The organism is Pseudarthrobacter woesei (genome assembly GCF_055412745.1).
The window spans coordinates 441,040-467,500 of record NZ_JBVAYU010000002.1 but is presented as its reverse complement, the minus strand read 5'-3'; the positions used below and the strand labels follow the sequence as shown (position 1 = coordinate 467,500).

26 protein-coding genes are annotated in these 26,461 nt (G+C 67.7%); 17 read left to right on the top strand and 9 right to left on the bottom strand.

Going from position 1 to position 26,461, the window contains the following annotated elements:
• Positions 1–109 precede the first annotated feature (109 nt).
• From ACZYZE_RS05280 to ACZYZE_RS05270, 3 genes are all read left to right on the top strand, one after another.
• A complete protein-coding gene (locus tag ACZYZE_RS05280) occupies positions 110–424 on the top strand; it encodes a DUF4244 domain-containing protein (protein WP_463906710.1) in 315 nt (104 codons plus the stop codon).
• A gap of 245 nt (positions 425–669) precedes the next feature.
• Positions 670–1,065, top strand: a complete 396-nt coding sequence (locus ACZYZE_RS05275; RefSeq protein ID WP_463906634.1) for a TadE family type IV pilus minor pilin — start codon at positions 670–672, stop codon at positions 1,063–1,065.
• On the top strand, positions 1,062–1,436 hold the full coding sequence (locus ACZYZE_RS05270) for an Rv3654c family TadE-like protein (RefSeq protein WP_463906633.1): 375 nt from the start codon (positions 1,062–1,064) through the stop codon (positions 1,434–1,436). The genes ACZYZE_RS05275 and ACZYZE_RS05270 overlap by 4 nt, the downstream gene beginning before the upstream one ends.
• A 55-nt stretch (positions 1,437–1,491) precedes the next feature.
• Here the strand turns inward: ACZYZE_RS05270 and ACZYZE_RS05265 are convergent, their stop codons facing one another.
• Both ACZYZE_RS05265 and ACZYZE_RS05260 read right to left on the bottom strand, forming a co-directional pair.
• Positions 1,492–3,891 carry a DEAD/DEAH box helicase gene (locus ACZYZE_RS05265; protein WP_459317410.1) on the bottom strand — a complete coding sequence of 800 codons (2,400 nt, stop codon included), beginning with the start codon at positions 3,889–3,891 and terminating at the stop codon, positions 1,492–1,494.
• A 50-nt stretch (positions 3,892–3,941) separates the two neighbouring features.
• On the bottom strand, positions 3,942–4,634 hold the full coding sequence (locus tag ACZYZE_RS05260) for a GNAT family N-acetyltransferase (RefSeq protein WP_459317411.1): 693 nt from the start codon (positions 4,632–4,634) through the stop codon (positions 3,942–3,944).
• 140 nt (positions 4,635–4,774) lie between these two features.
• Here ACZYZE_RS05260 and trhO point away from each other — a divergent pair, with 140 nt between their 5' ends.
• Complete coding sequence (gene trhO, locus ACZYZE_RS05255; RefSeq protein WP_463906631.1) at positions 4,775–5,668, top strand: oxygen-dependent tRNA uridine(34) hydroxylase TrhO; 894 nt, start codon at positions 4,775–4,777, stop codon at positions 5,666–5,668.
• Positions 5,669–5,732: 64 nt separating this feature from the next.
• On the opposite strand, the gene ACZYZE_RS05250 is transcribed toward trhO, so the two are convergent.
• Both ACZYZE_RS05250 and ACZYZE_RS05245 read right to left on the bottom strand, forming a co-directional pair.
• A complete protein-coding gene (locus ACZYZE_RS05250; protein WP_463906629.1) occupies positions 5,733–6,278 on the bottom strand; it encodes a DUF6023 family protein in 546 nt (181 codons plus the stop codon).
• Positions 6,279–6,482: 204 nt separating this feature from the next.
• Positions 6,483–6,944 (bottom strand): DUF6023 family protein, encoded by a 462-nt coding sequence (locus ACZYZE_RS05245; protein WP_463906627.1) that lies wholly within the window; start codon positions 6,942–6,944, stop codon positions 6,483–6,485.
• A gap of 294 nt (positions 6,945–7,238) precedes the next feature.
• On the opposite strand from ACZYZE_RS05245, the gene ACZYZE_RS05240 reads away from it, so the two are divergent.
• Together ACZYZE_RS05240 and ACZYZE_RS05235 are read left to right on the top strand one after the other, a co-directional pair.
• The gene (locus tag ACZYZE_RS05240) at positions 7,239–8,009 is read left to right on the top strand and encodes a MerR family transcriptional regulator (protein ID WP_463906626.1); all 771 of its coding nucleotides are present in this window, start codon (positions 7,239–7,241) and stop codon (positions 8,007–8,009) included.
• Positions 8,010–8,018: 9 nt separating this feature from the next.
• Positions 8,019–9,674 (top strand): DUF7059 domain-containing protein, encoded by a 1,656-nt coding sequence (locus tag ACZYZE_RS05235; RefSeq protein ID WP_463906625.1) that lies wholly within the window; start codon positions 8,019–8,021, stop codon positions 9,672–9,674.
• Between the two features lie 104 nt (positions 9,675–9,778).
• On the opposite strand, the gene ACZYZE_RS05230 is transcribed toward ACZYZE_RS05235, so the two are convergent.
• Positions 9,779–10,249 carry an MFS transporter gene (locus tag ACZYZE_RS05230; RefSeq protein ID WP_463906622.1) on the bottom strand — a complete coding sequence of 157 codons (471 nt, stop codon included), beginning with the start codon at positions 10,247–10,249 and terminating at the stop codon, positions 9,779–9,781.
• 100 nt (positions 10,250–10,349) lie between these two features.
• Between ACZYZE_RS05230 and ACZYZE_RS05225 the strand changes: the two genes are divergently transcribed.
• From ACZYZE_RS05225 to proC, 5 genes are all read left to right on the top strand, one after another.
• The gene (locus ACZYZE_RS05225) at positions 10,350–11,063 is read left to right on the top strand and encodes an ArsR/SmtB family transcription factor (RefSeq protein ID WP_459317417.1); all 714 of its coding nucleotides are present in this window, start codon (positions 10,350–10,352) and stop codon (positions 11,061–11,063) included.
• A gap of 161 nt (positions 11,064–11,224) precedes the next feature.
• Positions 11,225–13,963 (top strand): type I DNA topoisomerase, encoded by a 2,739-nt coding sequence (gene topA / locus ACZYZE_RS05220; RefSeq protein WP_459317418.1) that lies wholly within the window; start codon positions 11,225–11,227, stop codon positions 13,961–13,963.
• Between the two features lie 172 nt (positions 13,964–14,135).
• Positions 14,136–14,588, top strand: a complete 453-nt coding sequence (locus tag ACZYZE_RS05215; protein ID WP_459317419.1) for an SseB family protein — start codon at positions 14,136–14,138, stop codon at positions 14,586–14,588.
• A 40-nt stretch (positions 14,589–14,628) separates the two neighbouring features.
• Entirely contained in the window at positions 14,629–15,696 is a 1,068-nt protein-coding gene (locus ACZYZE_RS05210; protein WP_459317420.1) for a Ppx/GppA phosphatase family protein, read from the top strand.
• Between the two features lie 462 nt (positions 15,697–16,158).
• Complete coding sequence (gene proC, locus ACZYZE_RS05205; protein ID WP_463906620.1) at positions 16,159–16,992, top strand: pyrroline-5-carboxylate reductase; 834 nt, start codon at positions 16,159–16,161, stop codon at positions 16,990–16,992.
• A gap of 21 nt (positions 16,993–17,013) precedes the next feature.
• On the opposite strand, the gene ACZYZE_RS05200 is transcribed toward proC, so the two are convergent.
• Complete coding sequence (locus ACZYZE_RS05200) at positions 17,014–17,652, bottom strand: potassium channel family protein (protein WP_028277721.1); 639 nt, start codon at positions 17,650–17,652, stop codon at positions 17,014–17,016.
• A 40-nt stretch (positions 17,653–17,692) separates the two neighbouring features.
• Entirely contained in the window at positions 17,693–19,123 is a 1,431-nt protein-coding gene (locus ACZYZE_RS05195) for a TrkH family potassium uptake protein (protein WP_459317422.1), read from the bottom strand.
• Between the two features lie 103 nt (positions 19,124–19,226).
• Here ACZYZE_RS05195 and ACZYZE_RS05190 point away from each other — a divergent pair, with 103 nt between their 5' ends.
• Together ACZYZE_RS05190 and ACZYZE_RS05185 are read left to right on the top strand one after the other, a co-directional pair.
• Positions 19,227–20,450: an acetoin utilization protein AcuC gene (locus tag ACZYZE_RS05190; protein ID WP_463906618.1), complete on the top strand. Its 1,224-nt coding sequence runs from the start codon at positions 19,227–19,229 to the stop codon at positions 20,448–20,450.
• Between the two features lie 58 nt (positions 20,451–20,508).
• Positions 20,509–21,057, top strand: a complete 549-nt coding sequence (locus ACZYZE_RS05185) for an ArsR/SmtB family transcription factor (protein ID WP_463906615.1) — start codon at positions 20,509–20,511, stop codon at positions 21,055–21,057.
• Positions 21,058–21,142: 85 nt separating this feature from the next.
• On the opposite strand, the gene ACZYZE_RS05180 is transcribed toward ACZYZE_RS05185, so the two are convergent.
• A complete protein-coding gene (locus ACZYZE_RS05180) occupies positions 21,143–22,471 on the bottom strand; it encodes an alpha-hydroxy acid oxidase (RefSeq protein WP_463906613.1) in 1,329 nt (442 codons plus the stop codon).
• 121 nt (positions 22,472–22,592) lie between these two features.
• Between ACZYZE_RS05180 and ACZYZE_RS05175 the strand changes: the two genes are divergently transcribed.
• The 4 genes from ACZYZE_RS05175 to ACZYZE_RS05160 all read left to right on the top strand — a co-directional run bounded on the left by ACZYZE_RS05175 (position 22,593) and on the right by ACZYZE_RS05160 (position 25,353).
• Positions 22,593–23,282, top strand: coding sequence for a FadR/GntR family transcriptional regulator (locus ACZYZE_RS05175; RefSeq protein ID WP_459317426.1), 690 nt, complete (start codon positions 22,593–22,595; stop codon positions 23,280–23,282).
• Between the two features lie 259 nt (positions 23,283–23,541).
• Positions 23,542–24,654, top strand: coding sequence for a 3-deoxy-7-phosphoheptulonate synthase (locus tag ACZYZE_RS05170; protein ID WP_459317427.1), 1,113 nt, complete (start codon positions 23,542–23,544; stop codon positions 24,652–24,654).
• A gap of 182 nt (positions 24,655–24,836) precedes the next feature.
• Positions 24,837–25,049: a helix-turn-helix domain-containing protein gene (locus ACZYZE_RS05165; RefSeq protein ID WP_138768374.1), complete on the top strand. Its 213-nt coding sequence runs from the start codon at positions 24,837–24,839 to the stop codon at positions 25,047–25,049.
• A gap of 205 nt (positions 25,050–25,254) precedes the next feature.
• Positions 25,255–25,353, top strand: a complete 99-nt coding sequence (locus tag ACZYZE_RS05160) for a 30S ribosomal protein bS22 (RefSeq protein ID WP_003792170.1) — start codon at positions 25,255–25,257, stop codon at positions 25,351–25,353.
• A 260-nt stretch (positions 25,354–25,613) separates the two neighbouring features.
• Here ACZYZE_RS05160 and ACZYZE_RS05155 read toward each other — a convergent pair whose 3' ends face one another.
• Positions 25,614–26,432 (bottom strand): HAD family hydrolase, encoded by an 819-nt coding sequence (locus ACZYZE_RS05155; protein WP_459317428.1) that lies wholly within the window; start codon positions 26,430–26,432, stop codon positions 25,614–25,616.
• Between the last annotated feature and the right edge of the window lie 29 nt (positions 26,433–26,461).

Genomic DNA, 26,461 nt, shown 5'->3' with positions numbered 1-26,461 from the left:
CCATGCCGGCCGCTCCTCCACGACCACGCCGCGGAGGCAGTTATCCACTTGGCACGGATCGGCCCTTACCGGCCCTGGCCCGAGCCGGAAGAGTCGAAGCAACCGGCGTATCCGCCGGAGATCCGTGAAAGGAAAGCACATGCCGATCAACCAAGATGGCTCCGCCCGCACCCTCGCCGCCACCGCCGAAACAGGAGCCGCCGAGGTGCGCGAGATCTATCCGGGCGCCTGCGCCGCCGGGCCGGTCCGGCCCTGCAGACCCGGAAAGCTCTTTGGTTCCGAGGCCGGGATGGCAACGGCCGAATACGCCATCGCCACCCTGGCCGCCGTGGGCTTCGCGGGGATCCTCGTGTTCATCATGCGCAGTGACGAGGTCCGCGGTTTCCTGTTGAATCTCATCCGCACGGCGCTCGCCTTGCCATGAGCTGCGGGCGGCGGGACCGGGAGGAAGCATCGGCCGGCGATTCCCAGCCCCCGCGGCTCCGCGGATGTGCGGCCGCCGCAGGGTTCTGGGCGTGTGCCCGCCAATCCGGGCGCCTGGCCCCGGGGAGACAGGCGCCGCCCCGAAGGACCCCGGGGCGGCAGGGACGCCCCGGGGCAGCAGCGACGCCTCCGGCCGACCGCGCCTTGTGGCGGCCGTGCGCGGGGGGCGGCACGTGCCGCGGTGCGGTGACGGCCGAATTCGCCGTCGCCCTGCCGGCCGTGCTGCTCCTGCTCGCCTTGCTGCTGGCTGGCTCAGCCGCAGGAGTGACACAGCTGCGGCTGGAGGAAGCGGCGCGGGCGGGCGCGCGTGCACTGGCCCGCGGTGAAGATACCTCCGCCGTGGACGCAATCGTCCGCCGCCTCGCCGGAGATTCCGCAGCGTCGGCCGTGGCGTCCGAGGGTGAATGGCTCAGCGTTACGGTTTCCGGCCGCGTTTTCGGAGCTGTCGGTTCACTACTTCCGTGGACCCTCTCAGCCCGGGCCTGGGCCCGGGGCGAACCGTCCGAGCCCTTCGCCGCAGCCCCGGTTCACGACACCTTCCACGACACCGCGCACGACCAGCCTCGGAGGCGGGCTGCGTGAACCGGTCGAAACGTACGAGCACATCGCGCGAGCACCCTCAGCGCGGCTCTGGGACGGTATTGGCGCTCGGATTGGGGCTGGTGGTCATCATGGCGTCAGCCCTGATCGTGCTGCTGGCGCAGTCGGCGGCGATGGCATCCCGGGCCGCGGCGGCCGCCGATCTGGCGGCGCTGGCGGCGGCGGATGCCGCACGCGGACTCGCGCCGGGCGAGCCCTGCGCCGTCGCCGAAGAGGTCGCGCGCCGGAACAACGCCGCGGTCCTTAGCTGTGTGGAAGGTGCCGGGGGAACGGTCCAGGTCCGCACCGAACTCGGTGCCAGGACGTTCCTGGGCGCGGCCACCGGACAAGCCCGGGCCGGGCCGCCGCCGTAGTCTGCGTCGATCCGGATCCGGCCTCGTTGCACACCGGTGACGGGGAGCGGCCCGCTCAGCGGGGCTGGCCCGCTGGTTGAACCGCAGCAGGCTGGTCCGGCTGCCCGGCTCGCATCTGGTCCGTCGCGTCCTTCAGAAGCACCTCGATCAACGTGACGGCGGCGTCCTTGTCCAGCGGGTTGTTCTTGTTCCCGCATTTGGGCGACTGCACGCAGGAGGGGCAGCCGGACTCGCATTCGCAGGCCTTGATCGCATCGCGTGTGGCGGACAGCCACACCCGGGCCTTGTCGTAGCCGCGCTCGGCGAAGCCGGCACCGCCAGGGTGGCCGTCGTACACGAAAATGGTCGGCACGCCGGTGTCGGCGTGGATGGCCGTTGATACCCCGCCAATGTCCCAGCGGTCGCTGGAGGCAACCAGCGGAAGGAGCCCGATAGCCGCGTGCTCGGCGGCGTGCAGGGCGCCGGGGAACTGTGCCTCGATCAGCCCGGCGCCGGTCAGCGAGCGGTTGTCCATGACGAACCACACGGCCTTGGTGAACAGGTCCCTGGCTCCCAGCTGCAGGGGCTCTTCACCGAGGATCTCGTTCGAGATCAGTGCCTTGCGCTGGAAGGAAACCACCTGTGTCGTCACTTTCACGTCCCCGAAATGCACGGCCACGTCGCCCCACTGGGTGGTGCGCTGTGTTTCGAGCACCTCGATCTGGGTCACGTCCCGCGCGGTGGTGTAGTAGTCCGGGTTCGCCCGGCGCACGATCACGCAATGGTCATCCTCGTTCAGCTCCTCCACCACATAGCTCTCGCCCTGGTGGACGTAGATGGCGCCGGTGTGGGCCTGGTAGTGCGTCTGCGGGGAATCCATCGTCCCGAGCAGGGAACCGGTATCGGTGTCGACAATGCTCACCGGACCGCCGCCGTCGGCCCTCAGATTCACCATGGCTGCGGCGCTCTGCGGATGCGTCCAGAACCATCCGGCGGGGCGCCGGCGCAGGTACCCTTGGGCCACCAGCTGGTCAAGGAGCCTCTCGGCTGTCCCTCCGAAGATGTCCAGCTCGGCATACCCCAGCGGCAGCTCGGCGGCGGCGGCGCACAGGTGCGGCCCCAGCACATAGGGATTGGAGGGATCGAAGACCGTTGCCTCGACCGAGACATCAAAGATCGCCTCGGGGTGGTTCACCAGATAGGTGTCCAGCGGGTCATCGCTAGCCACGAACGCCGCGATGGCGTCCTGCCCGGCGCGGCCCGCCCGGCCGATCTGCTGGAACAACGACGCGCGCGTCCCCGGCCATCCGGCGACCAGCACCGCGTCGAGTCCGGAGATGTCGATGCCGAGTTCCAGGGCTGAGGTACTGGAGACGCCCAGCAGCTCGCCGGAGCGTAGGGATTTCTCCAGGGCCCGCCGTTCCTCCGGCAGGTAGCCCGAGCGGTAGGCCGCGACCCTCTGAGGCAGGCTTGGATCCACCTCGTCCAGGAGTCGTTTGGTGATCGACGCGATGGTCTCGGCGCCGCGCCGGGACTTGATGAAGGCAATGGTCCGGACCCGGGAGGACACCAGGTTGGCCAGCAGATCCGCGGTTTCAGCCACAGCGGTGCGGCGTTCCTTCGCGCCGTTCTCGCCGCGGAGTTCGGTCAGGGCCGGCTCCCAGAACGCCACGGTTGTTGAGCCGTGCGGCGAGGAATCCTCGGACACGGCCCGCACCGGCGCGCCGATAAGCCGGCCGAAGGAGATCCCGGGCTCGGAGGCCGTGGCGGAGGCAGCGATGAACACCGGCCCGGACCCGCCGGGGCTGTAGTAGGCGCAGATGCGGCGCAGCCGGCGCATCAGGTTGGCCACGTGCGATCCGAAAACGCCACGGTAGCTGTGAGCTTCGTCGACGATCACATAGCGAAGCCGGCGGAAGAACCGCGCCCACCAGGCATGGTTCGGGAGAATTCCGAAGTGCAGCATGTCCGGATTGGCCAGAATGAAGTTCGCGTGGTCCCTGATCCATCGCCGGGAGGCGGGATCAGTATCGCCGTCGTAGGTCTCGGCCCGGACGGTCGGGAGCCTTAGCGCGCGGAGGGCGGCCAGCTGGTCGGCGGCGAGGGCCTTCGTCGGGGACAGGTAGAGGGTGACGGCGCCGTCGTCGTGGATCTTGCCGGGATCGGCGAGGACCCGCAGCTCGGACCGGTGGATCGCGTCCAGCGCCGGCAGCTGGTAGGCGAGGGATTTTCCGGAGGCGGTGCCGGTGGCGATGACCACGTGCTCGCCGGCGTGGGCCAGCTCGGCGGCCTGGATCTGGTGGCGGTACGGCTCGTGGATCCCCAGGGATCCATAGGCGTTGACCAGATCAGGGTGGGCCCACGCGGGCCAGGCCGCATGGACGGCCTCGCGGGCGGGGATGGTGCGCACATGACGGAGCTGTTCCGGGTCCGGGCCGCGGCCCAGCAACGGAATCAGCGACTCATGTGGGTTCACTCATACATTCTTTCACCCCGGCTGAAATCGCCCGGGCGACGTGCAGAACCTCAGCCGACCGACAGGTCCGAGCCCTCATCCGAGGCGGAGAGCATCAGGACATGGCAGACCGTGCGCCAGCCGAGGTGCGAATACAGCTGCTGGCCGTCGAGCGAGGCCAGCAGCAACCCGGTTTCGACGTCGTGCTCGAACGCCTGGGCGGCGAGGGCCCGCATGATGAAGCTGCCGAGCCCGCGGCGCTGGTAGCCGGGCCCGGTGACGATCTTGTCGAAGATCGCCGTGTGGTCCACCACCAGGACGCGTCCGCTCGCGGCCACCTCCTCGCCGGCGTAGACCACGGCATGGTGCACGCCGTCCGCTTTTGACGGCACCCATGTCAGGTCGTCATCCGGGAGCCAGGGGTCCTCGGAATCCTGGGTCTCCATGTCCACGATCATCATCGTCTGGGAGGCCGAGGTGACATTGAGCCCGTGTTCCTGCGCCAGGACGGTATATCGCGCCGCATCGTTGGTGAGGATTGTCAGGATCCGGGCCGGAACTTCAGCCGTCGCGGCGGCCAGCGCCGCGAACTCCGCGGCGGAGGGGTCATGGGCGAAGAATTCCCACTCACGGGTCGTGTCCGCACGCAGGGCCGCGGGGAAACGGCCCTCCCTGCGGGTCTCATACCCCCGGCAACCGGCCCAGCCGATAACCCAGATTTCCAGCAGGTGGGTAGTGTCTTCAACCATGGCGTCCAGACTCATGTGATGAGCGTATTCCAGCCCCGGCACAAGCAACAGGGGCCGGGTCGGGGAACCGTGCTTGCTTACGAAATTGTGACTGTGGCGGCTGCCCCGGATCGACGCGGGTTTCCGGTTTTTGGCCAGCCGGTACCCTTAAATACGTGGCTTTGAACCGAATTGTGCTCTTTTACGGCTTTACCCCTCTGCCGGACCCGGACGCCGTCCGGCTCTGGCAGCGCGCCCTGTGCGAGAAGCTCGGACTGACCGGGCGCATCATCATCTCCAGGGACGGGATCAACGCGACCGTCGGCGGCGAGCTGAACGCGGTCAAGCAGTATGTGAAGACCACCCGCGACTACAAAGGGTTCCACGGCATCGACGTGAAGTGGTCCGACGGCGGCGCCGGGGACTTCCCTCGGCTGAGCGTGAAGGTGCGGGACGAGATCGTGTCATTCGGTGCCCCGGGCGAGCTCAAGGTCGATGACAACGGCGTGGTCGGCGGCGGCACGCGCCTCTTGCCAGGCGAACTGCACGAGCTCGTGGCAGCCAAGAAGGAATCCGGCGACGAGGTGGTGTTCTTTGACGGGCGCAACGGCTTTGAGGCCCGGATCGGCAAGTTCAAGGACGCGATCGTCCCGGACGTCGCCACCACCCATGACTTCATCCAGGAACTCGACTCGGGCAAATACGATGCCCTCAAGGACAAGCCGATCGTCACCTACTGCACCGGCGGCATCCGTTGCGAGGTGCTTTCCAGCCTGATGGTGAACCGCGGCTTCAAAGAGGTGTACCAGCTCGACGGCGGCATCGTCCGCTACGGTGAGGCCTTCAAGGACCAGGGCCTCTGGGAAGGCTCCCTGTACGTGTTCGACAAGCGCATGCACCTCGAATTCAGCGAGGACGCCACGACCATTGGCGAGTGCGTCCGCTGCTCTGCGCCCACGAGTAAGTTCGAGAACTGCTCCAACCAGGCCTGCCGGACCCTCACGCTGTACTGCACCGAGTGTGCCGCCAGCCCCGAGACCCTGCGTTGCCCGGAAGGCTGTGCGGCCTGATTTCCCGCGGACCCTGGGCCCGCGCACAGGCTCCGTTCAGTCCATAGTTCCGGCGGGACCGGAGTCAGATCCGGCTCACGCGGTAGGCGAAGTTCGCCGCCGCATCCGCATCGATTTGGACGGTGAGGACGGCGTCGGCGGACAGATAGACCACGTTGACCCGTGAGGTGCCGCACCGCAGGCTCAGGTCCACCAGATCGTCGTCACCGTTGCCGACGCTGAACGACACACGCTTCGTGCTGCGGCAGGCCAGGGTCAGTGCGTAGCTGCCTTTGGGTAGTTGGGTGGTGCTTTCCCGGCGATCCTCGTCGGCCTTCAGGGAGCCGTAGCCGGTTTGGAAGACCTGGCCCTTGGCATCGGGCAACACCTGCGCAATCCAGGCGTCCAGCTCCGCCCCGGTGACAGGCTGGTTCAGTCCGGGATCCCGTGGAAGGGCCGCATCCGTGAATGCCGTTGCCGACGGTAAGGGAGAACCGTCCTTCGAGAGGCCTTCGTCGAATTCATACGCGCAACCGGTCAGCCCTGTGCCGATGGCCAGCACAGAACAGACTACGACGGCGGTTGCCGCGATGCGCGTCCGCGGTCCTCGCGTTGCCGAGGCAAGGGGCATACGCTGACTTTAGGCCCGGCGGGGCGAGAAAAGCCAGAGTCTAACGGCCCTGCCCGGCCAGTCCGGCAGCGCCGGTGGCCAACGCCAGCGGCAGCACCGTATGGCGCCTCCAACACGGACCCCCGGTAGCAGACATGCCCCGATCCTAGCGGCAGAGGCCGCGGGTGCAAGTCACACCGCTGCGGCCCGTGCCGAAGCCGGCTGCTACGCCGCGGGCGCCAAGTGGTAGCCGTAAATGAGCGGCGCGTCCACGCTCGTCGTGCTGATCGCTACCGTGCCTGCGGCGGGCACCTTGATACGGGCTATCTCGCGGCTTCCGTTGCAGGCCGCGCCCGCCTCCATCAGCGTGGCGCCGTCGAGGGAGACGCTGAAGAAGGCCTTGCCGCCGCCGTCGCAGCTCATGGTCAGCGTGTAGCTGCCCGCCTGCACGTCCGGGGCGGCCTTCACGATCGGATCGCGGTTGAGGATCTTGCCCGCGTCCTCCAGCACGATCCCGCCGGCCGAGGGCAGGGCGGTGGCTTTCCATGACGGAACATCGGCGGATTCGATGGAACCGGCCTGGGAGCACGCCGACCCGGCCAGAACGACGGCGGCGCAGGCGACCGCGCCGGCGAACCGCCGCCGAAGCGCCGGTGAGCCCAAGGGGCGAAGGGAACGGAAAACCATTCCTCCAACTTACCGCGTGGGAACGTCGCCCCATGCCCGGTCGCCGGGTGCCTGCCTGGCGCCGGAGTCGGCTCCCTGCGCGCCGCCGCCTGCCGCGCTCCACCAGTTTGCCGGTGCAACGCGGCATACGCCGTGCCCCGCCGCCGGGTGGTTTCCTCGTCCGTCAGCGGCCGCCCCGGCGCCGCGGATCCGGTCCGGCACCGCGGATTGCTCGGGGCCTTGACTTTGACGCAACGTCAAGCTTTAGAGTCGGAGGACAGGTCCTTAGAACACGAGATCCGGGAGGAGCGCGGCATGGAATGGTCTGTGCAGCAGATCGCGAAACTCGCCGGCACTACCAGCCGGACCCTGCGCCACTACGACGACATCGGGCTGCTCAAGCCCAGCCGCACCGGCGATAACGGCTACCGGTACTACGGCCGGGCCGCGCTGGTGCGGCTGCAGCGCATTCTGCTCCTGCGCAGGCTCGGGCTTGGACTGCCCGCGGTTGCCGAAGTACTCGGCCATGAGCCGGACGCGGCGAAGGCACTGGGCCGTCATCTGGAATGGCTGCGCCAGGAACAGGACCGGCTGGCCCGGCAAATCGCCTCGGTCGAGCAAACCATTGAAGCAGTGAAAGAAGGAGGACAGATCATGGCGGAGAAGATGTTCGACGGCTTTGACCATACCCAGTACCAGAAGGAGGTGGAGGAGCGCTGGGGCAAGGACGCGTATGCCACTTCGGATGCCTGGTGGCGCGGAATGGGGACGGCCCAGAAGGAGGACTGGAAGCAGCGGTCCCGGCAACTGGGCAGCGACTGGATCGCGGCGGCGCAATCGGGCCTCGCTCCGGACAGCGAGGCCGCCCAGGACCTTGCCCGCCGCCAGGTCGAATGGCTCACCGGCATTCCCGGCACGCCTGCGGCGGGGTCCGCCGCAGGCGGCAACGGGGATGTGAAGGGCTACGTGACAGGACTCGGCGAGGTGTATGTCGCCGATCCCCGCTTCGCCGCGAACTACGGCGGTGAAGCCGGGGCGGCCTTCGTCCGGGACGCGCTGCGGGTCTACGCGGGGAAGCACCTCTAAACTTGACCGGTGACTCCCTCGACGCATTTCACGGCCGGCAACACCCCTGACGCACCCCGCAGCGACCTCCACGGGACGCTCGCATCGCTTGCCGCGGACTTGCGGACCATCGGCTACACCGTCGACGGCGTGGCGGAACTGCTCGGCGAGGCCGCGCACGCCGCCCTGGGCCGGGACCAGCTCATCCCCGCGCTGATCGCCACCGAGCGCGCCGGCGACGGCGGGCCGACGACGGCGGCGCTCGCCGCCGTCGTCCGCCTGTGGCTGCTGGCCGAGCCGCAACGGGCCGCAACGCTCGACGCCGCCCTGCCCGGCATCCGTACGGCCGGTCTGCTGGAACTGGGCATCGTGGAACCGTCCCCGGCAGGCCTGATCCAGGCGAAGGTGGACCTCCGGCCTTACGGCTGGGACCCGGTGGTCGGGTACGACGCGGACGACGGGGACGACGGGGCCGGCAGCGGCGGGGCGGATCTCTGGGTGGCCAGCGACCTCGCCGCGCACCAGCGCCCCGGAGTGCTCCGCCACGACCACGTGCTGGGGATCGGGCAGGCATCCACCACCCTGGTGCAGGTCACCGCCCGCCGGCATGTGGCCCGCGCCCTGGACCTCGGTACGGGCTGCGGGATCCAGACCTTCCACCTGCTGCACCACGCGGACCATGTGACCGCCACCGACATCTCCGAACGTGCCCTGGCGTTCACCCGCTTCAACCTGGCTCTCAACGCCGCGGCACTGCACCTGGACCCGGCGAACTTGGAGAACCGCGTCAGCCTGCGGCTGGGCTCCCTGCTCGAACCTGTCGCGGGCGAGGAATTCGAGCTCGTGGTCTCCAACCCGCCGTTCGTGATCACGCCCCGCAGTCCCGGGGAGGCCGTGGCGGACCAGTTCACCTACCGCGACGGGGGCCTGCCGGGGGACGACATCGTCGCTTCGCTTGTCCGGGGGCTGCCCTCGGTGCTCGCACCGGCCGGAACAGCCCAGCTTCTGGGCAACTGGGAGATTCCGGCGGGGCAACCCTGGGCCGAAAGGCCGCAAAGCTGGGCCAGTCCGGGCATGGACGTGTGGTTCATCCAGCGCGAGCAGGTGGGACCGGAACAATATGCCGAGACCTGGCTGCAGGACGCCTCCGAGTCCCGCGACCGGCGGCTCTACCAGGACTCCTACGCCGCGTACCTGGATGACTTTGCCTCGCGGAATGTGGCGTCGATCGGCTTCGGCATGATCTGGCTGCGGCGTCCGGCGGGAGGCTCCAAGCCGGTGATCTCCCGCTTTGAGGAGATCGCCTACCCAATCGAGCAGCCCGTGGGGCCGCACCTTGGTGCCGCCGTCGAGCGCGCCGACTGGCTGGCCGCCCGCGAATTGGCCGCCGCGCACCTGCTGGTCGCCGAGGATGTCACCGAGGAACGGCACCAGCGGCCCGGGGCCGAACACCCGGGTGTCATCCTGCTGCGCCAGGGTGCCGGCCTGCGCCGGACCAACCTCCTGAGCACCGAGCTGGCCGGCTTCGTCTCAGCGTGCGACGGCGACCTGTCCGTGGGGCAGATCATCGGCGCCCTCGAGGCTTTGCTGGGTGGGTACGACGGCTACGACGCCGAGGCTTTCCGCGGCGGGCTGCTCACCGAGGTGGGGAACCTGCTCCGCGACGGCTTCCTGCTGCCCGCCTGACACGTCTTGGGCGGTAGGGCCCTGAGGGACGGGAGGCGCGTCTGCCTCCGCGGCCGCTGAAACGCCCGCGCCCTCCTTGCCGAAGCGCGGCAGGACGTAGGCCGCTACGGCCAGGGCCACGCCCGCGGTGTAAGGCCCTCGCCCACGATCCGGGGCAGCAGGGCCTGCCAGGTGGGTCCGGCCACAGCCTGGGCAGCATCCAGCAGGAAGGTCATGGCGAACAGCACCGGCAGGTAGTTGTCCAGATATTGCATGCCGTACCCCATGCCGGCGACGGCGGCCGCACTCACCACGGATGAGGCGGTCGCGAGCGTCCGGGAGTCCCGGGTGTCTGCGAGCCTGCCGGCCCACGGGGCCAGCAGCACCAGCGGCAAGGCCGAGCAGAGCAGATAGCTTGCCACCAGCCACGGGCCGGCAACGCTGGGTTCGCCCGCGGCCGCCAGGTTCTGATGGTGAAGCATGACGCTGACGACGACGGCTCCCATGCCGGCGGTGGCGACGAATCGGGCGCTGCTGGCCAGGAGGAAGTCGTGGTTGCGCCAGAGGGGCTGCGCAGCCCGGGATTTGCACGGCAATGTATGAAGTATCTGTTTCATAAGCAGCAAGGTGCTCCCTCGTCGAAGAAAGTGTCAAGCATTTCTTTCAGAGTTTGACGACGCTCGGTAGACTGATGGGGTGAATGCAGAAACCCCAACGGCCGAGTCCCCGGCGCCCCCGGCCGCCAAACGCCGGCAGCGCCCGGAAAAGAAAGTGGAAATCGCCGACCCGAAGGCGATCCGGGCTTTGGCCCATGCCGCCCGGCTGGAAGTCATTTCCGAACTGTACGCAACCCAGGTGAGCCGGACGGCCACCGAACTCGCGGCGCAGACGGGCCTCACCCCAAGCGCCATGAGCTATCACCTGCGCGCACTGCAGAAATGGGGCATCGTGGTGCCGGCCGCCACCGCCGGCGACGCCCGTGAACGCCGCTGGCAGGCCGCCGGTACGGACTTCACCATCAAGTCGGGCGGGGGAGTGGCGAGCCCGGAGTTCGCCGTGCTGGACCTGGAGCTTGACGCCTTCCGCCGCCGCGTCAACGCCTACGCCAAGACCCGGGACGAGCGCCGCCAGCGCGGCGAACCCGTGGACGGCCCCTCCTCCGTGGTGCTGGCCAGCAACCTGCTGTACCTGACACCGGCCCAGCGGGCCGAGCTGAATGAGAGGCTCTTCGACCTCCTGAAGGACTATGAGCTGGAGGAGCCGGACCACATTCCGGAAGGTACGCAGCGGATGGCGACCATGTGGTCGATGATTCCGGATGACCGCGGCCCGGCCGCCGCAAAGGCGGCTGCAACGTCGCCGGCAGAGGCGGCCGCGGGCCCCGCCGGAAAGGCTGCCGGTCCCGCCTGAGGCTGATCCTCGCGGTGCCGGGACGGGTCGCTTCATTACGTCCGGAAATCGGGGCCGGAGACCTGAGTTTTCCACCTGAATGCGCGGGAACCCGCAATAATATGGTGAACTAGGCGGGTATGGGCGCATCTGCCCGAGCAACCTTTTTCTGTAGGAGCACCGTGCCAAGCAAGGCCAAAACCGGCAAGAAACTCGTGATCGTGGAGTCTCCCGCCAAGAGCAAGACCATCGCCAAGTACCTCGGCGAGGGTTTCATCGTTGAGGCCTCCATTGGTCACATCCGCGACCTCCCGCAGCCTTCGGAGCTCCCCGCGGATTTGAAGAAGACGTCGGTGGGTAAGTTCGCCGTCGACATCGAAAATGACTTCAAGCCCTACTACGTGGTGTCTCCGGACAAGAAGAAAAAGGTCGCCGAACTCAAGGCCCAGCTCAAAGACGCTGACGCTCTCTACCTCGCAACCGATGGGGACCGCGAGGGCGAGGCCATCGCGTGGCACCTGCTGGAGGTCCTCAAGCCCAAGGTTCCGGTCTACCGGATGACCTTCGGTGAAATTACCAAGGAAGCCATCCACCGCGCCATGGACAACCTGCGCGATGTGGACCAGGACCTGGTCGATGCGCAGGAAACCCGCCGCGTATTGGACCGCCTCTACGGCTACGAGATCTCCCCGGTGCTGTGGCGCAAGGTGGCGCGCGGACTGTCCGCGGGGCGTGTGCAGTCCGTCGTGACCCGCATGGTGGTGGACCGCGAGCGGGAGCGGATGGCGTTCCGGGCCGCCTCGTACTGGGACCTGACAGGCCAGTTCGGCGCCGGTTCCGGCTCCTTCAAGGCAAAACTGGCCATGGTCGACGGCGCCAAGGTGGCCAGCGGCCGCGACTTCAACGACACCGGCGAGCTCACCTCGCGCAACGTCGTGCACCTCAACGAGGAACTCGCCACGTCGCTGTCGGCGGGCCTGCAGGACGCCGATTTCCGCGTCCGCTCCGTCGACACCAAGCCGTACACCCGCCGTCCGACCGCTCCCTTCACCACCTCCACGCTGCAGCAGGAGGCCGGCCGCAAGCTCCGCTTCTCCTCGAAGAGCACCATGCAGGTGGCCCAGCGCCTCTACGAAAACGGCTACATCACCTATATGCGTACGGACTCCTCCGCGCTGAGCAACGAGGCCATCACGGCCGCGCGGCGCCAGGCGTCCGAGCTGTACGGCCCGGAGTACGTCCCGGCGTCGCCGCGCGTCTACAGCGGCAAGGCGGCCAATGCGCAGGAGGCCCACGAGGCCATCCGCCCCGCCGGTGACTCCTTCCGCACCCCCGCCCAGGTGGCCAAGCAGCTCTCGGGCGACGAATTCCGGCTCTACGAGCTCATCTGGAAGCGCACCGTCGCCTCGCAGATGGCCGATGCCAAGGGCTCCACCGCCACGATCCGGCTCGGCGCTGTGACTATCGGCGGAGCGGGCGATCGCAGGGACGCCGAATTCTCAGCCTCCGGCACCGTCATTACCTTCCCCGGCTTCCTTGCCGCCTACGAAGAAGGGAAGGACGAAAGCCGTGGCGACGACGACTCCGAGGAAGCACGCCGGCTGCCGAACGTGGCGAAGGACGATGCCCTCACCGCCTCGGAGATTGTCGCCGTCGGCCACGAGACCTCGCCGCCGCCGCGGTTCACGGAAGCGTCGCTGACCGCAGAGCTGGAAAAGAAGGGCATCGGACGCCCGTCCACCTATGCCTCCACCATCTCCACGATCCAGGACCGCGGCTACGTCCGGAAGCAGGGTTCCGCGCTGGTTCCCAGCTGGATCGCGTTCTCCGTGGTCCGGTTGCTCGAACAGCACTTCCACGACTACGTGGATTACGAGTTCACGGCCGACATGGAGGCGGACCTGGACAAGATCGCCAACGGCCAGGCCACCGGCACCACCTGGCTCAAGCACTTCTACTTTGGTGAAGATTCCGAACCCGGCCTGCTGAGCATCGTCAACAACCTCGGTGAGATCGACGCCCGCGATATCAACTCCATTCCGATCACCGACGGCATCACCTTGCGCGTGGGCAAGTTCGGCCCGTATCTGGAAAGCTCCGTCCCGACGGTGGATCCGAAGACCGGCGAAGTCGTCGAGGCTGCCCGCGCCAACGTCCCCGAGGACCTGGCCCCGGACGAACTCACGGCCGCCAAGGCGATTGAGCTGATGGAAACCGCGGCCCCCGAGGAGCGGGTGCTTGGCGCGGACCCGCACACGGGGCACACCGTCGTCGCCAAGAACGGGCGTTACGGCGCCTACGTCACCGAGGTCATCCCCGAGATGACAGAGGAGCAGATCGCCAACCAGCCGGTGGAGTACTACAAAAACGGCAAGCCGAAACCGCCGAAGAAGCCCGTCAAGGCCAAGCCGCGCACCGGCTCCCTGTTCGCCTCCATGGGCGTGGACACCGTCACCCTGGACGAGGCCCTGCAGCTCATGAGCCTGCCCCGGGTGCTCGGCCAGGACGCCGAAGGCAACCCGATCACCGTCCAGAACGGCCGCTTCGGTCCGTACCTGAAGAAGGGCACGGACTCGCGGTCCATCGGCTCGGAAGAGGAAATCTTCACGATCACGCTGGAACAGGCGCAGGAGATCTACTCCCAGCCCAAGCAGCGCGGGGCCCGCGCCGCCGTGCCGCCGCTGGCCGAGTTCGGGCCCGACCCGGTCTCGGAGAAGAACATCGTGGTGAAGGAAGGCCGCTTCGGCCCGTACATCACCGACGGCATCACCAATATCACCGTCCCGCGCACCACCGCGCTGGAGGAGCTGACCCGGGAACGCGCCGTCGAACTCCTCGCAGAGAAGCGCGCCAAGGGACCGGTCAAGCGCACGACGACGGCCCGCAAGGCGCCCGCCCGCAAGGCCGCCGCGAAGAAGTAGGCCGCCGCACCGGGTCAGCCCTCGGCCGCCGCCCCGAGGTCGCCGGTAACGTGCGGGTTCGCCGGAAGTTTCCAGCGAACCGGCAGGTTTCCGGCGACCTCGTGTTGCGGACCCGCAGCTGACCGGCGACTTCGCGTTTGCGGTGCCGGGCGCAACGTGATCGAGTAGGAACATGACTGAACAGCCCGATCACTTGGACCTCCAGCCGCTGAACGACCTCGAAGAGAAGCTCGCCCGGGGGGAGCAGCCGGACGCCAACCCGGTTGACGTCATCCTCGCCTTCCTCAACAACGAGGTCTACATCGTCAGTTCCGATGCGCTTGAGGGCCCCGATGCCCAGGTCGAGCCTCTCGTGCTCGCAAACTCATCCGGGAAGCCTGTCCTGGCCGTCTTCTCCCACCCGAGCCGCGTCGCCGAGCAGTACCTGGCCGCCGCCCCCAACGTGCTGGGCACCCAGGGCGCCGCGGTCCTCGGCAACCTCGGGGAAGAACTCGGCATGGTCATCAACCCTGGTGCCGCCTTCGGCTTCGAAATCGATCCGGAGGGCGTGGCTAACATCCGCCGCGACTTCAAGCCGAGCGAAGATCCGGCTGACGCTCCCGAGGATGACGTCGACCGGGCCTAGCAGTTAGGCCAGCCGCTGCCGCGAGGGGAATAATGGCAGCATGCGTTTAGGCGTCCTCGACATCGGCTCCAACACTGTCCACCTTCTGCTGGTGGACGCCCACCCCGGCGCGCGCCCGGTGCCCTTCGCGTCGCACAAGCGCCCGCTGTCCCTCGTGCAGTTCCTCGAGGGCGACGGCAGCATCAACGACGCCGGCCAGCATGAGCTGATCGAATTTGTCCTTGAGGCCTGGGAATTCGCGGCGAAACACAAGGCCGATGACCTGCTGGCATTCTGTACCTCGGCCATCCGCGAGGCCACCAACGGGCCCGCGGTACTGGCCCGCGTCAAGCACGAAACCACGGTCACGCTTCGGGAACTCAGCGGCAGCGAAGAAGCCTCCATGACTTTCTTCGCCGTCCGCCGCTGGTACGGCTGGGGCGCCGGAGCCATCCTGAACCTGGACATCGGCGGCGGATCCTTCGAGATGGCCTACGGGGAGGACGAACTCCCCGAACTCGCGACGTCCGTCCCGCTCGGAGCGAGCCGGCTCACCCGGGACTGGCTGGCCGAGGACCCGCCCTCGGCCAAGAGTGTCAAGGAGCTGCGCCGCTATATCAGGGCCACGCTCAAGCCGGTGGTGCGGGACTTCGAGAAGCTGGGCAAGGCGAACCATGTGGCGGGCACCTCCAAGACCTTCCGCTCGCTGGCCCGCATCGCGGGGGCCGCACCCAGCGGCGCCGGCCCCTATGTGAAGCGCGAACTCTTCGCCGCGGACGTGGGGCTCTGGGCCCAGCGCATCTCGGCGATGGAGGTGGAGGACCGGCTGCACCTCCCCGGTGTCTCTGAAGCCCGTGCCCCGCAACTGCTGGCTGGTGCCCTGGTGGCCGAAGCCGCCCTTGAGCTGTTCGAATTCCCGAGCATGGAGATCTGCCCCTGGGCATTGCGTGAAGGGCTCATTCTCCGACGCCTGGACCAACTGGTCTTCGAGGGCCCGCTGGAGCCCGTGCTGCACGTCGTTGAGGGGCCTCCCGCTGTGCTTCATGGACCGGACGCAGAGGCACCGGACGCGTCGTCAACCAAAGCCCAGTCAGCCGCCAGTCGGTGGGCGGGTCCTGGGATGTCGTGATTTCTGGCAAGGAAACCTGAATGGCGAGTTAAAAAGAGTAAGCGCCGGGCGGCTTCGCAGAAGGAATTGGGGGAACTCCTCTGCTGCCACCCGGCGCCGCGCCGGTCCCGGAGGGCCGACTATCATCACTCGCACCTTGGTTGAGGCACTTTCAACGGTAGGCGCCGATCTTGGGTGTTCCAGCAGATTTGCCTGTGCGTTGGCTGGAAATGCGTCGGGACGGGTTCAAAGCCACCGGCCCCACCAATGCTGCCGTTAAACAGTGAAGGCACCGGCCGCCCGCTGCGGGAAAATGGGGGAAAACCCGCTGCAGACCACCGGTACCGGGCGGACATCCGCATGTCCGCCGTATCACTCGCACCCTCAATGAGGTAGCCACCACGTTAGTTCCGGAGTTTGTGAACAGGCTGCGCCGAGCATGTGCGCTGGCTGTGAATCGGGACGGACTGCAATGATGGGGGCATGAGCAAACGAATCGCATTCCTGGGCTGTGGGTCAATGAACGAGGCAATTATGGGTGGACTGATCGAGGGCGGCACCGACCCCTCGGACATCGTCGCCACCGTCCGCCGCGCCGAACGCGCCGCCGAACTTGCCGAACGGCACCACGGCATCACGGCCATCGCTGGTGAGGAAGAGCCTGAGAACAACAAACAGGCAGCCACCGGTTCGGACGTCGTTATCCTGGGCGTCAAGCCCGTGGGCATCGCGGACCTGGCCTGGGAAATCAGTGATTCGTTGGCACCGGACACCATCGTCATCAGCGTCGCCGCCGCCGTCTCGATCGAGCAGCTGGAAGCGGCACTCCCGGCCGGCCAGCCCGTGATCCGCACCATGCCCAACACACCCGCGAAACTGGGCCGCGGCGTCGTCTCGGTGTCGCCGGGGACCAGCTGCTCCGCCGAGCAGCTCCAGCGGGCCAAGGACATCCTCTCCGCGGTCGGAACCGTCGTCGAGATCCGCGAAGAGCAGGTGGACGCCCTGTCCGCGATCAGCGGTTCGGGCCCTGCGTACGCGTTCTATCTGGCCGAAGCGATGGCTGCGGCCGGCGTCGAACTGGGCCTCGACCCGGAGCTGTCGCTGCTGCTGGCGCGGGAAACGGTCGCCGGAGCCGGCCTGATGCTGGCCGAGCCGGGCGCGGACCCGACGGCGCTGCGCAAGGCGGTCACGAGCCCGAACGGCACCACCGAACGCGCCATCGCCACCTTTGACGAGCGCGGACTGCCGGCGATCATTGCCGACGGCGCCCGCGCCGCCGCCGCCCGCGCCGGGGAGATCACGAAGCAGCTCGCCTAGCCGCCGGCAGTCGAGGAGACGCTACGGCCGCGCGGCGAACCGTTCCAGCAGATCCACGTGCCCGGACACAATGAGCATGTCCCGTGAGGACACCTTCGTCTCCGGCCGGGCATAGGTGAAGTCCTCCCCCGGGGATTTCACGCCCACAATCGTGACGCCGTACTTGGAGCGGACCTTGGATTCGTCCAGGGTGAAGCCCACGGTTTCGCGCGGCGGGTACATCTTCACGATCGCGAAATCGTCGTCGAACTCGATGAAATCCAGCATGCGGCCGGAAACCAGGTGCGCGGCGCGGACGCCGGCGTCGGCCTCCGGGTAGATCACGTGGTTGGCGCCGATCCGGGTGAGGATCTTGCCGTGCGAGGGCGTGATGGCCTTGACCCAGAGGTGCTCGATGCCGAGGTCCACGAGGTTCACCGTGATCAGCACCGAGGACTCGATCGAGGTGCCCACGCCCACGACGGCGGAGCTGAACTCCTGCGCGCCCAGCTGGCGGAGGGCATCGATGTTGGTGGCATCGGCCTCCACCACGTGCGTCAGGACGCTGGCCCACTTCTGCACCAGGGACCGGTCGCGTTCGATCGCGAGCACCTCGCGGCCCTGCTTGACGAGCTGCTCGGCGGTGGATGCGCCGAAGCGGCCAAGCCCGATCACCAGCACCGGGGAATTGTGGGCGGGGCGGTTAACGGCGCCTGAGGAATTAGCCAATTATCGGTCTCTCTTCCGGGTAGTGGTACAGCTGGCTGCGCTGGCGCAGGGCCAGGGCGGCGGCAAGGGTAACGGTCCCGACGCGCCCGGCAAACATCAGGGCGGCGAGGACGTAGACCCCCGACGGCGGCAGCTCGGCACTGAGGTTCGTGCTGAGGCCCACCGTGGCGAAGGCGGAAATGGTCTCAAAAAGCACACGGTCCAGGGACGCGCCGCTGATGTGAAGCAGCAGCAGGGCCGAGACCGAGACGAGCGTGGCACCCGCGACGATCACGGAAATGGCGACCCGCATGGTGCCCTCCGGGATCGTTCGGCCGTAAATCTTCACGTCCGAGTCGCCGCGGGCCTCAGCCACGATGGCCAGGAACATCACGGCAATGGTGGTCACCTTGATGCCGCCGGCCGTCGACGCCGAGCCGCCGCCGGCGAACATCAGGGCGTCGGTCAGCAGCATCGTCGTGGAATCCATCTGGTTCTGATCCACCAGGTTGAAGCCGCCGGAGCGCGTCATCACGGACGCGAACAGCGAATGTGTGATCTTGTCGCCCACGTTCATGTCGCCGATGGTGCGTATGTTCTCCCATTCCAACAGCCCCCAAAACACGGTGCCGACGGCGAGGAGGATGAGGGACACCTGGATGGTCAGCTTGGTGTGCAGGTTCCATTTCTTCCAGTTCAGGCCGTTCTGCTGGAGCACCATCACCACGGGGAAACCCAGGCTGCCGAGGAAAACGCCGACCATAAGCGGGACGAGGATCCACAGATCGGTCTCATACGGGACGATGCCGTCCGAGTGCGGAGTGAAGCCGGCGTTGTTGAACGCGGAAATTGAATAGAACACGCCGTGCCAGACCGACTGACCGAAGCTTTCCCCGAGGGCCAGGAAACGGGGAATCAGCGCCACTGCCAGGGCGGCCTCGATGACCACGGACGTCACGATGACGATCCGCAACAGGGTGCCGACCTCGCCGAGGCGGCCGGCGTTCATGGCCTCCTGGGCGATCAGCTTGCCCCGGACTCCCAGTTTCTTGCTCACCATGAGGGCCAGCAGCGAGGCCAGCGTCAGGGTGCCAAGGCCGCCCACGAAAATACCGATGAGGATGACGAGCTGGCCGAAGAAGGACCAGTGCACCGCCGTGGACACCACGGTCAGGCCCGTGACACAGACGGCGGACACCGCGGTGAAGAGGGCCTGGTGCAGGGGAGTGGGACCTCCCGTGGCGGAGGACACCGGCAGGGAGAGCAGGACGGTGAAGACCAGGATCACGACGCCGAACGCGGTCAATGCCAGCCGGGCCGGGGAGGTGTTGGCGATATTGTCGATGAAGTCGCGAAGGCGTGTGAAGATCCACAGGCCTTCCCGCTCCGGAGCGCCGGGGTGCCAGCTTGCCGGGCTTGTGGACCTCGACTGGCTTTGCGTCATGTGTGGCATATCCTCGCTTGAAACTGTTTCCTTCAGTAGTAAACCACTAAACCCCGCGCAATGACTGGGGAGCAGGGCACAACGCTCGGGTAGCCTGTGATTGATGACATACCTGCCCGGGCTCGCTCAGACCGCACTGCCAACGACGGTGGTGTGGGACCCAGCCATGACCGCCTACAACTTCGGACACAGCCACCCGATGGCGCCGGAGCGGATGGAACTCACGGCACGGCTGGCCCGCAGCCTGGGGCTGCTGGACCTGGACCATGTGACAGTGTCGGCCCCGGACGTGGCCAGCGACGCCGAGCTGTGCACGGTCCACAGCCCGGAATTCGTCGCGGCCGTCCGGCGCGTCAGTGCTGACCCGGACACCCCGGACGAAGCGCGGGGGCTGGGTACCGAGGACGATCCGGCGTTTACCGGCATGCACGAAGCCAGCGCCCGGCTGGCCGGCGGCTCCCTGCTGGCCGCCGCCGCGATCCTGGACGGCAGCGCGGTCCGTGCGGTGAACTTCGGCGGGGGCATGCACCACGCGGCCCGCGAACGTGCCAGCGGCTTCTGCATCTACAACGACGCTGCCCTTGCGATCCAGCGGCTGCTCGACGGCGGTCTGCAGCGTGTCGTGTACATCGACATCGATGCCCACCACGGCGACGGCACCCAGAGCATCTTTTGGGACGATCCGCGGGTGCTGACCATTTCCCTGCACGAATCCGGGCTGACGCTGTTCCCGGGCACGGGCTACGCCAATGAGATCGGCGGCCCCAACGCCCAGGGCAGCGCCGTGAACGTGGCACTGCCGGCCGGAACGGGCGACGGCGGCTGGCTCCGGGCCTTCCATGCCGTTGTGCCGCAGCTCGTCGGCGCCTTCGAACCCGAGGTCATCGTCAGCCAACACGGCTGCGACTCCCACCGGCTGGATCCGCTGACCCACCTCAACATCAGCGTCGACGGCCAGCGCGAGGCCGCCGCCGCGATCGGCAACCTCGCCGCCCGCTATTGCGACAACCGCTGGATCTCCACGGGCGGTGGCGGCTACAACGTCATCACCGTTGTCCCGCGGTCCTGGAGCCACCTGATCGGGATCGCGGCCGGCCGTCCCGTCCCGCTCCGCACCCCGGTCCCGGCGGACTGGCGTGCGTATGTGAAGGACAAGTACGGGGCCAAGTACGGCGTGGAACCGCCCGGGATGATGGGCGACGACGTCGACCTCTGGTGGCGCTCCTGGGAAGTCGGCTTCGACCCCAACGACGAAGTGGACCGCACCGTGATGGCCACCCGCAAGGAAGTCTTCCCGCTGTACGGCCTGGACCCCTGGTTCGACTAGCTTCTTCGAGGCGCAATTAGTGGATGCCATCCGGCGTATATGTCGCTAGTGTGGAGGCATGGTGACAGACGACGTATTTGCCGTCATTGCTGAGGCAACCCGGCGTGACATTCTGGTATCCCTCCGCAAGGGGGACAAAGCAGTGGGGGAACTGGTCCAGGAGCTCGACGCAAGCCAGCCCACCATTTCCAAACATCTCAAGGTCCTCCGCGAAGCGGACCTCGTCAGCATGCGCGCGCAGGGACAGAAGCGCTACTACACGCTGAACACGAAGCCCCTTGCCGGCATCGCCAGCTGGCTGGAGACGTTCGACGTCGGGCATGCGGCGGCCGCCGCCGCCCCGGCCCGGATTCCGGACACCCGGCCCCAGCCGGTCGCGGAGACCCTGGCCGGGGCCGCCGCCGCTGTCCTGGCTGTTCCACAGCCTCCGGACGGGGCGCTGGCCGGACGTCCCGCGGGCAGCCCGCTGAGCCCCGCCGTCGTGATCCCGGTCGGCACGGGCGGGGAGGACAAGATGCCGCAGCAGATCGGCCGCACGGTGGGCCGCGCCGCCACCAAAGCCGCGGACCTGCTGGCCAGCCTGCCCAAATTCGGCCGCAAGAAATAGCCCAACTAATACGCAGCAGGGGCCGTTATGGGCGCTCAGAACAGCCCCTGCTGCCAGTCACTTGGGTGAGCCGTTCGGAACCGGGTCAGCGGGGGAGGAGCCGCACGTGGTCGGGGGTCAGTTCGGAGATCCGGCTGACGCCGAGCAGGGCCATGGTGCGGAGCATATCGGTTTCCAGGATCTGGATCGCCCGGTCCACGCCCGCCCGGCCGCCGGCCATCAGCCCGTAGAGGTAGGCGCGGCCGATCAGGGTGAAGTCGGCGCCCAGGGCCAGGGCCGCGATGATGTCCGCGCCGCTCATGATGCCGGTGTCCAGGATGATCGCGGCGTCGCTGTTGTCGGCCCGGAGCGCGGCGGAGACCTCCGGGATCAGGTGGAACGGGATCGGCGCCCTGTCCAGTTGGCGTCCGCCGTGGTTGGAGAGCACCACGCCGTCCGCACCATGGTCCACCACCCTGCGGGCGTCGTCGACGGTCTGGATGCCTTTGACCACGAGCTTGCCTTTCCAGGTCTCGCGCAGCCAGTCGAGGTCCGCGAAGGTCAGCGTGGGATCGAACATGGAGTTGATCAGGTCCGCGACCGTTCCCGTGTAGCGCGAGAGCGAGGCGAAGGCCAGCGGCTCGTGGGTGAGGAAGTTGAACCACCAGGCCGGGCGGTAGGAGGCATCCAGCACGGTCTTGAGCGTCAGCGCGGGCGGGATGGTCATGCCGTTGCGCACGTCGCGGAGCCTGGCCCCGGCGACGGCAGTATCCACCGTGACCATGAGGGTGTCGTTGCCGGCCTTGGCGGCGCGCTCGATGAGATCGAGCGAGCGGTCCCGGTCCGTCCACAGGTAGAGCTGGAACCAGTTCCGGCCGTCCGGCGCTGCCGCGGCCACGTCCTCGATCGATGCGGTGCCCATGGTGGAGAGCGTGTACGGGATGCCGGCGGCCGCAGCCGCCCGGGAACCCGCGTACTCGCCCTCGGACTGCATCATCCGGGTGAAGCCCGTCGGGGCGATTCCCATGGGCAGGCGGGACTGCTTGCCCAGGATTTCGGTGCCGAGGTCCACGCGGGAGACATCGCGCAGGATGCCGGGCCGGAACTCGATGTCCAGGAATGCCTGGCGGGCCCGGCGCAGGGTGATCTCGGCTTCGGCGGCGCCGTCGGTGTAGTCGAAGGGGGCCCGGGGAGTGCGGCGCTTGGCCATGTCCCGGAGGTCCCAGATGGTGCTCGCCCGGCGCAGCCTGGCGGCCCGGCTGAACTCGGGTTTCTTGAACTGCATGAGCGGCGCGAGGTCCGAGTACTTGGGGACGCGGCGCTTGAGGGCGGCGGGAACAATCCCTGCCGCGGCACCGGCCGGGTGGCCGTCGGGTGTGGTGGCCGCGGGAGTGGTGGGCGCCTCGGGGTTGCCGGGCTCGATCGTCTGCGTCATGGCTGCCTCCGGGCAGGTCTCGTGTTCCTGGGTGTTCTGCGAGCCCGGTGAAACTCCACCAGGCCTGTGGTCCAACCACAGTCTAGGGGTGTGGTCCAACCACATCAAGTAGGATGGGGCCATGCGCACGCACCAGCTTGTCCTGAAATGGATCGAGGGGCAGCTGTCCAGCGGTCAGCTGGTCCTCGGCGGACGGCTGCCGGCGGAGCGGTCCCTAGCCGGGCAACTCCAGGTCTCCCGCACCTCCGTCCGTGAGGCCATCCGGGTCCTTGAAGCCATGGGGGTGCTTCGGGCCGGGGTGGGTTCGGGCCCCGACGCGGGCACCGTGGTGATTGCCGACCCCACCGCGGCCCTGGGCTCCGCGCTCCGGCTGCACGTGGCCACCTCGCACCTGCCCGTCAAGGACATTGTGGAGACCCGGGTGCTGCTGGAATCCTGGGCCGCATCCCGGGCGCGCCCGGAGTCGCCGGCCCTCGCCGAGGCGGCGCGGCTGCTGGAACAGATGGAAAGCTGCGAGGGCACGGCGGCGTTCCTGGCCCTCGATGTCCGGTTCCATCTGGCGCTCGCGGATGCCGCAGGCAACGCCGTCGTCAGCGCCATGATGGGCTCCCTGCGTGAAGCCATCCAGGACTACGCGGGCCGGCTCACCGGAAACCTGCCGGACTGGAACGCCACCGCGGCCCGGCTCCGCGCGGAACACCGGGGAATTCTGGCGGCCATCAGCGTCCGCGACGGCGGCCGCGCGGCGCAGTTGGTCGCGGACCACATCGAGGGCTTCTACGCAGAAGCCGGGCTGGGCCCACGGGACTGACCTGCCGCCTGATCCGCCAGCCAAGGCAGGAATATTACGCGGCGGGTTTTGCCGCGGAGGCAACACCGGGGCTATCGTCGTGGCATGACAAACCGTTGGTATGCGTATTTTTCGTTGGCTCTGGAGGGGCCCGCGTCTAACTGACACGCATCCAACCTTCCTTCAGAGCCAACAGGGCAGAGATCATTCTCTGCCCTTCGCCATTTCCCGGCGGGCTCTGATCAGGGCCCGCTCCGCACCCCGGAACAGGACCCCGCACATGAGCATCGAAGCAGCCCCCGAATCCCGGCAGTCCACCTCAAACCTGCGCGTCAGTGAGTTCACCCCGCTGCCCACCCCGCAGGACATGGTGGCGGAACTGCCGCTGGATCCCCGCCTGGCCGACGTCGTTGCGAGGGGCCGGGACGAGGTCCGCGCCATCATGGACGGCGTCGATGACCGCCTGCTGGTGATTGTGGGACCGTGCTCCATCCACGACCCCAAGGCCGGGCTGGAATACGCACGCCGGCTGGTCAGCCAGGCGGAGAAGCACAAGGAGGACCTGCTGATCGTCATGCGTGCCTACTTCGAAAAGCCCCGCACTACGGTGGGCTGGAAGGGTCTGATCAATGATCCGCGGCTCGACGGCAGCCACGACATCGCCGGCGGGTTGCGCGCCGCCCGCCGGTTCCTGCGGCAGGTCACCGCTCTCGGCCTGCCCACCGGCACCGAGTTCCTCGAACCGATCAGCCCGCAGTACATGGCAGACCTGGTCTCCTGGGGCGCCATCGGTGCCCGCACCACCGAAAGCCAGATCCACCGCCAGCTGGCGTCCGGGCTGTCAATGCCGATCGGGTTCAAGAACGGGACCGACGGCGGCCTCCAGGTGGCGCTCGACGCGTGCAGCGCCGCCGGCGCCGGCCAGGCTTTCCTCGGGATCGACGGCGAGGGCCGGGCGGCGCTGGTGTCCACTGCCGGCAATCCGGACACCCACATTATCCTCCGGGGCGGACACAAGGGCCCCAACTACTCAGCGGCCGACGTCGAGCTCGCCACTGCCAAGCTGGCCGCCAAGCAGCTGAACCCGCGGCTGATCGTGGATGCAAGCCACGCCAACAGCGGCAAGAACCACCACCGCCAGGCGGAGGTCGCCCTCGAAATCGGTTCCCGGCTCGAGAATGGCGGTCCGGCGGCAGCCGCCGTCGCCGGCGTCATGCTGGAGAGTTTCCTCGTCGGCGGGGCACAGAATCTTGATGTCACGGACCACGCCGCCGGCCGGGACGAGCTTGTCTACGGCCAGAGTGTCACGGACGCGTGCATGGACTGGGATGTGACGGCATCGGTACTTGGCCAGCTCGCTGCCTCGGCACGCACTCGGCGGACCCGGGGCTGACACGGGGCTGGACAGGTGCAGGATTTCTGCGGAAAGCCCTGCGGATTACTGCGGAGGCCTTTCACATTGGCACCATCAGCCCCTAGAGTATCTAACACATGGTTATTTGATGGCTCAGCATCGGCACACCGCCATGTCAGTCAAATGGGGTTGCCGTTCGCTTGAGTAAAGGAATAGGGAAAATGTCTTCGGAGGCTAATTTCTCCAACGCACGATTCTTGACTGTGGCTGAGGTCGCGGACGTCATGCGCGTGTCCAAGATGACCGTGTACCGTCTCGTCCATTCCGGCGAGATGCCGGCTGTCCGCTTCGGCCGCTCGTACCGGGTGCCGGAGAACGCCGTCGAGCAGTACCTCAAGGGTGCTGTCGTCGACGGGCACACGGAAACAGCCTGAGTCCGGCCGCAGCATCTGCCGCGGCCGGAATTGTCAACTGCAGGCGCCGGGAGTGCCTGCGGTCGTGGTGTGCCCCCGAGAGGCGGTACCCTGTTAAGGAACGTTTTACGTCATTGTAAGAACCTGTCCGTTGTTTCAGTCTGCTGCTTAGCCCGCGGACCCTTCCCAACAGGCAGGTACTGCATCTAGCCGGTAAGGAACTTTCGTGGGTTCAGTTATTAAGAAGCGTCGCAAGCGTATGGCCAAGAAGAAGCACCGCAAGCTGCTTCGCAAGACGCGCCACCAGCGTCGCAATAAGAAGTAGAGATACTTCGCAGAGTGTGAATGCCCGTTGCCTTCCAGGCGGCGGGCATTTTCTTTGGGGTTTTCGCGCCCGGTTCGGGCCTGGTTCGCGCGTGCGACGCGGGTTCGGGCGGGCGACGCGCATTCCTTCGAGCGCTGCGGGTTCGCGCGAGCGACGCTGTGATCCGCGTAGCGCTCGGCCGGAAACGTAGCGCGTGGATGAAAGCGCAGCGAAAAGCGGCCCTGCGGCGGGGCGAATCCGCAGGAGGAAAGGCCCGGAAGCTACAGGGTGGGGCCGCGGAAGCGGGAGAAGCCCCGCCAGAGGCCGTAGATGACCCCGCCGGCAGTGGCCGCCTTGAGGCCCAGGGTCGCGGCGCGGCGACCGGAGCGGAAGTCGTAGACCGGCCAGTTGTGCTCCCGGGCGTGCCGGCGCAGCCGCGAATCCGGGTTGATGGCCACGGGATGCCCCACCATACTCAGCAGCGGGATGTCGTTGTGCGAGTCGCTGTAGGCCCAGCAGCGGTCGAGGTCCAGGCCCTCGGCCTCGGCGATCCCGCGGACGGCGATTGCCTTGGCGGGGCCGTGCAGGATGTCGCCCACCAGCCTGCCGGTGTACCGCCCGTCCACGATCTCGCCCACCGTGCCGAGGGCGCCGGTGAGGCCCAGTCGCGTGGAGATCACGGTAGCCACCTCGATCGGCGTCGCCGTCACGAGCCAGACCTTGCGGCCCACCCGGAGATGCTGCTCGGCGAGGGCCTTTGCACCCGGCCAGATCCGGGACTCGATCATCTCGTCATAGACCTCTTCACCCAGCGCCTCGACGTCCTCCACCGTGATGCCGGCGGCCAGGGTCAGGGCGGAGTCGCGGACGGCGTGCACATCATCCATGTTCTCGCCGCGCAGCACGAACATGAGCTGCTTCCACGCGAAACCGGCGGCCTCCCGGACGGTGAAGGCCCCGCGCTGGTGCATCTTGCGCGCCACATGGAACAGGCTGGCGCCCCGCATGAGGGTGTTATCGACGTCGAAGAACGCGGCCTCGCCTTGCTGCGGCGGAGCAACAGGCTGTCCGGCCACAGCGACGTACTTCTCCTCGGGCATTCCTCGAGTCTAGCCAATGCGGGAGCCGG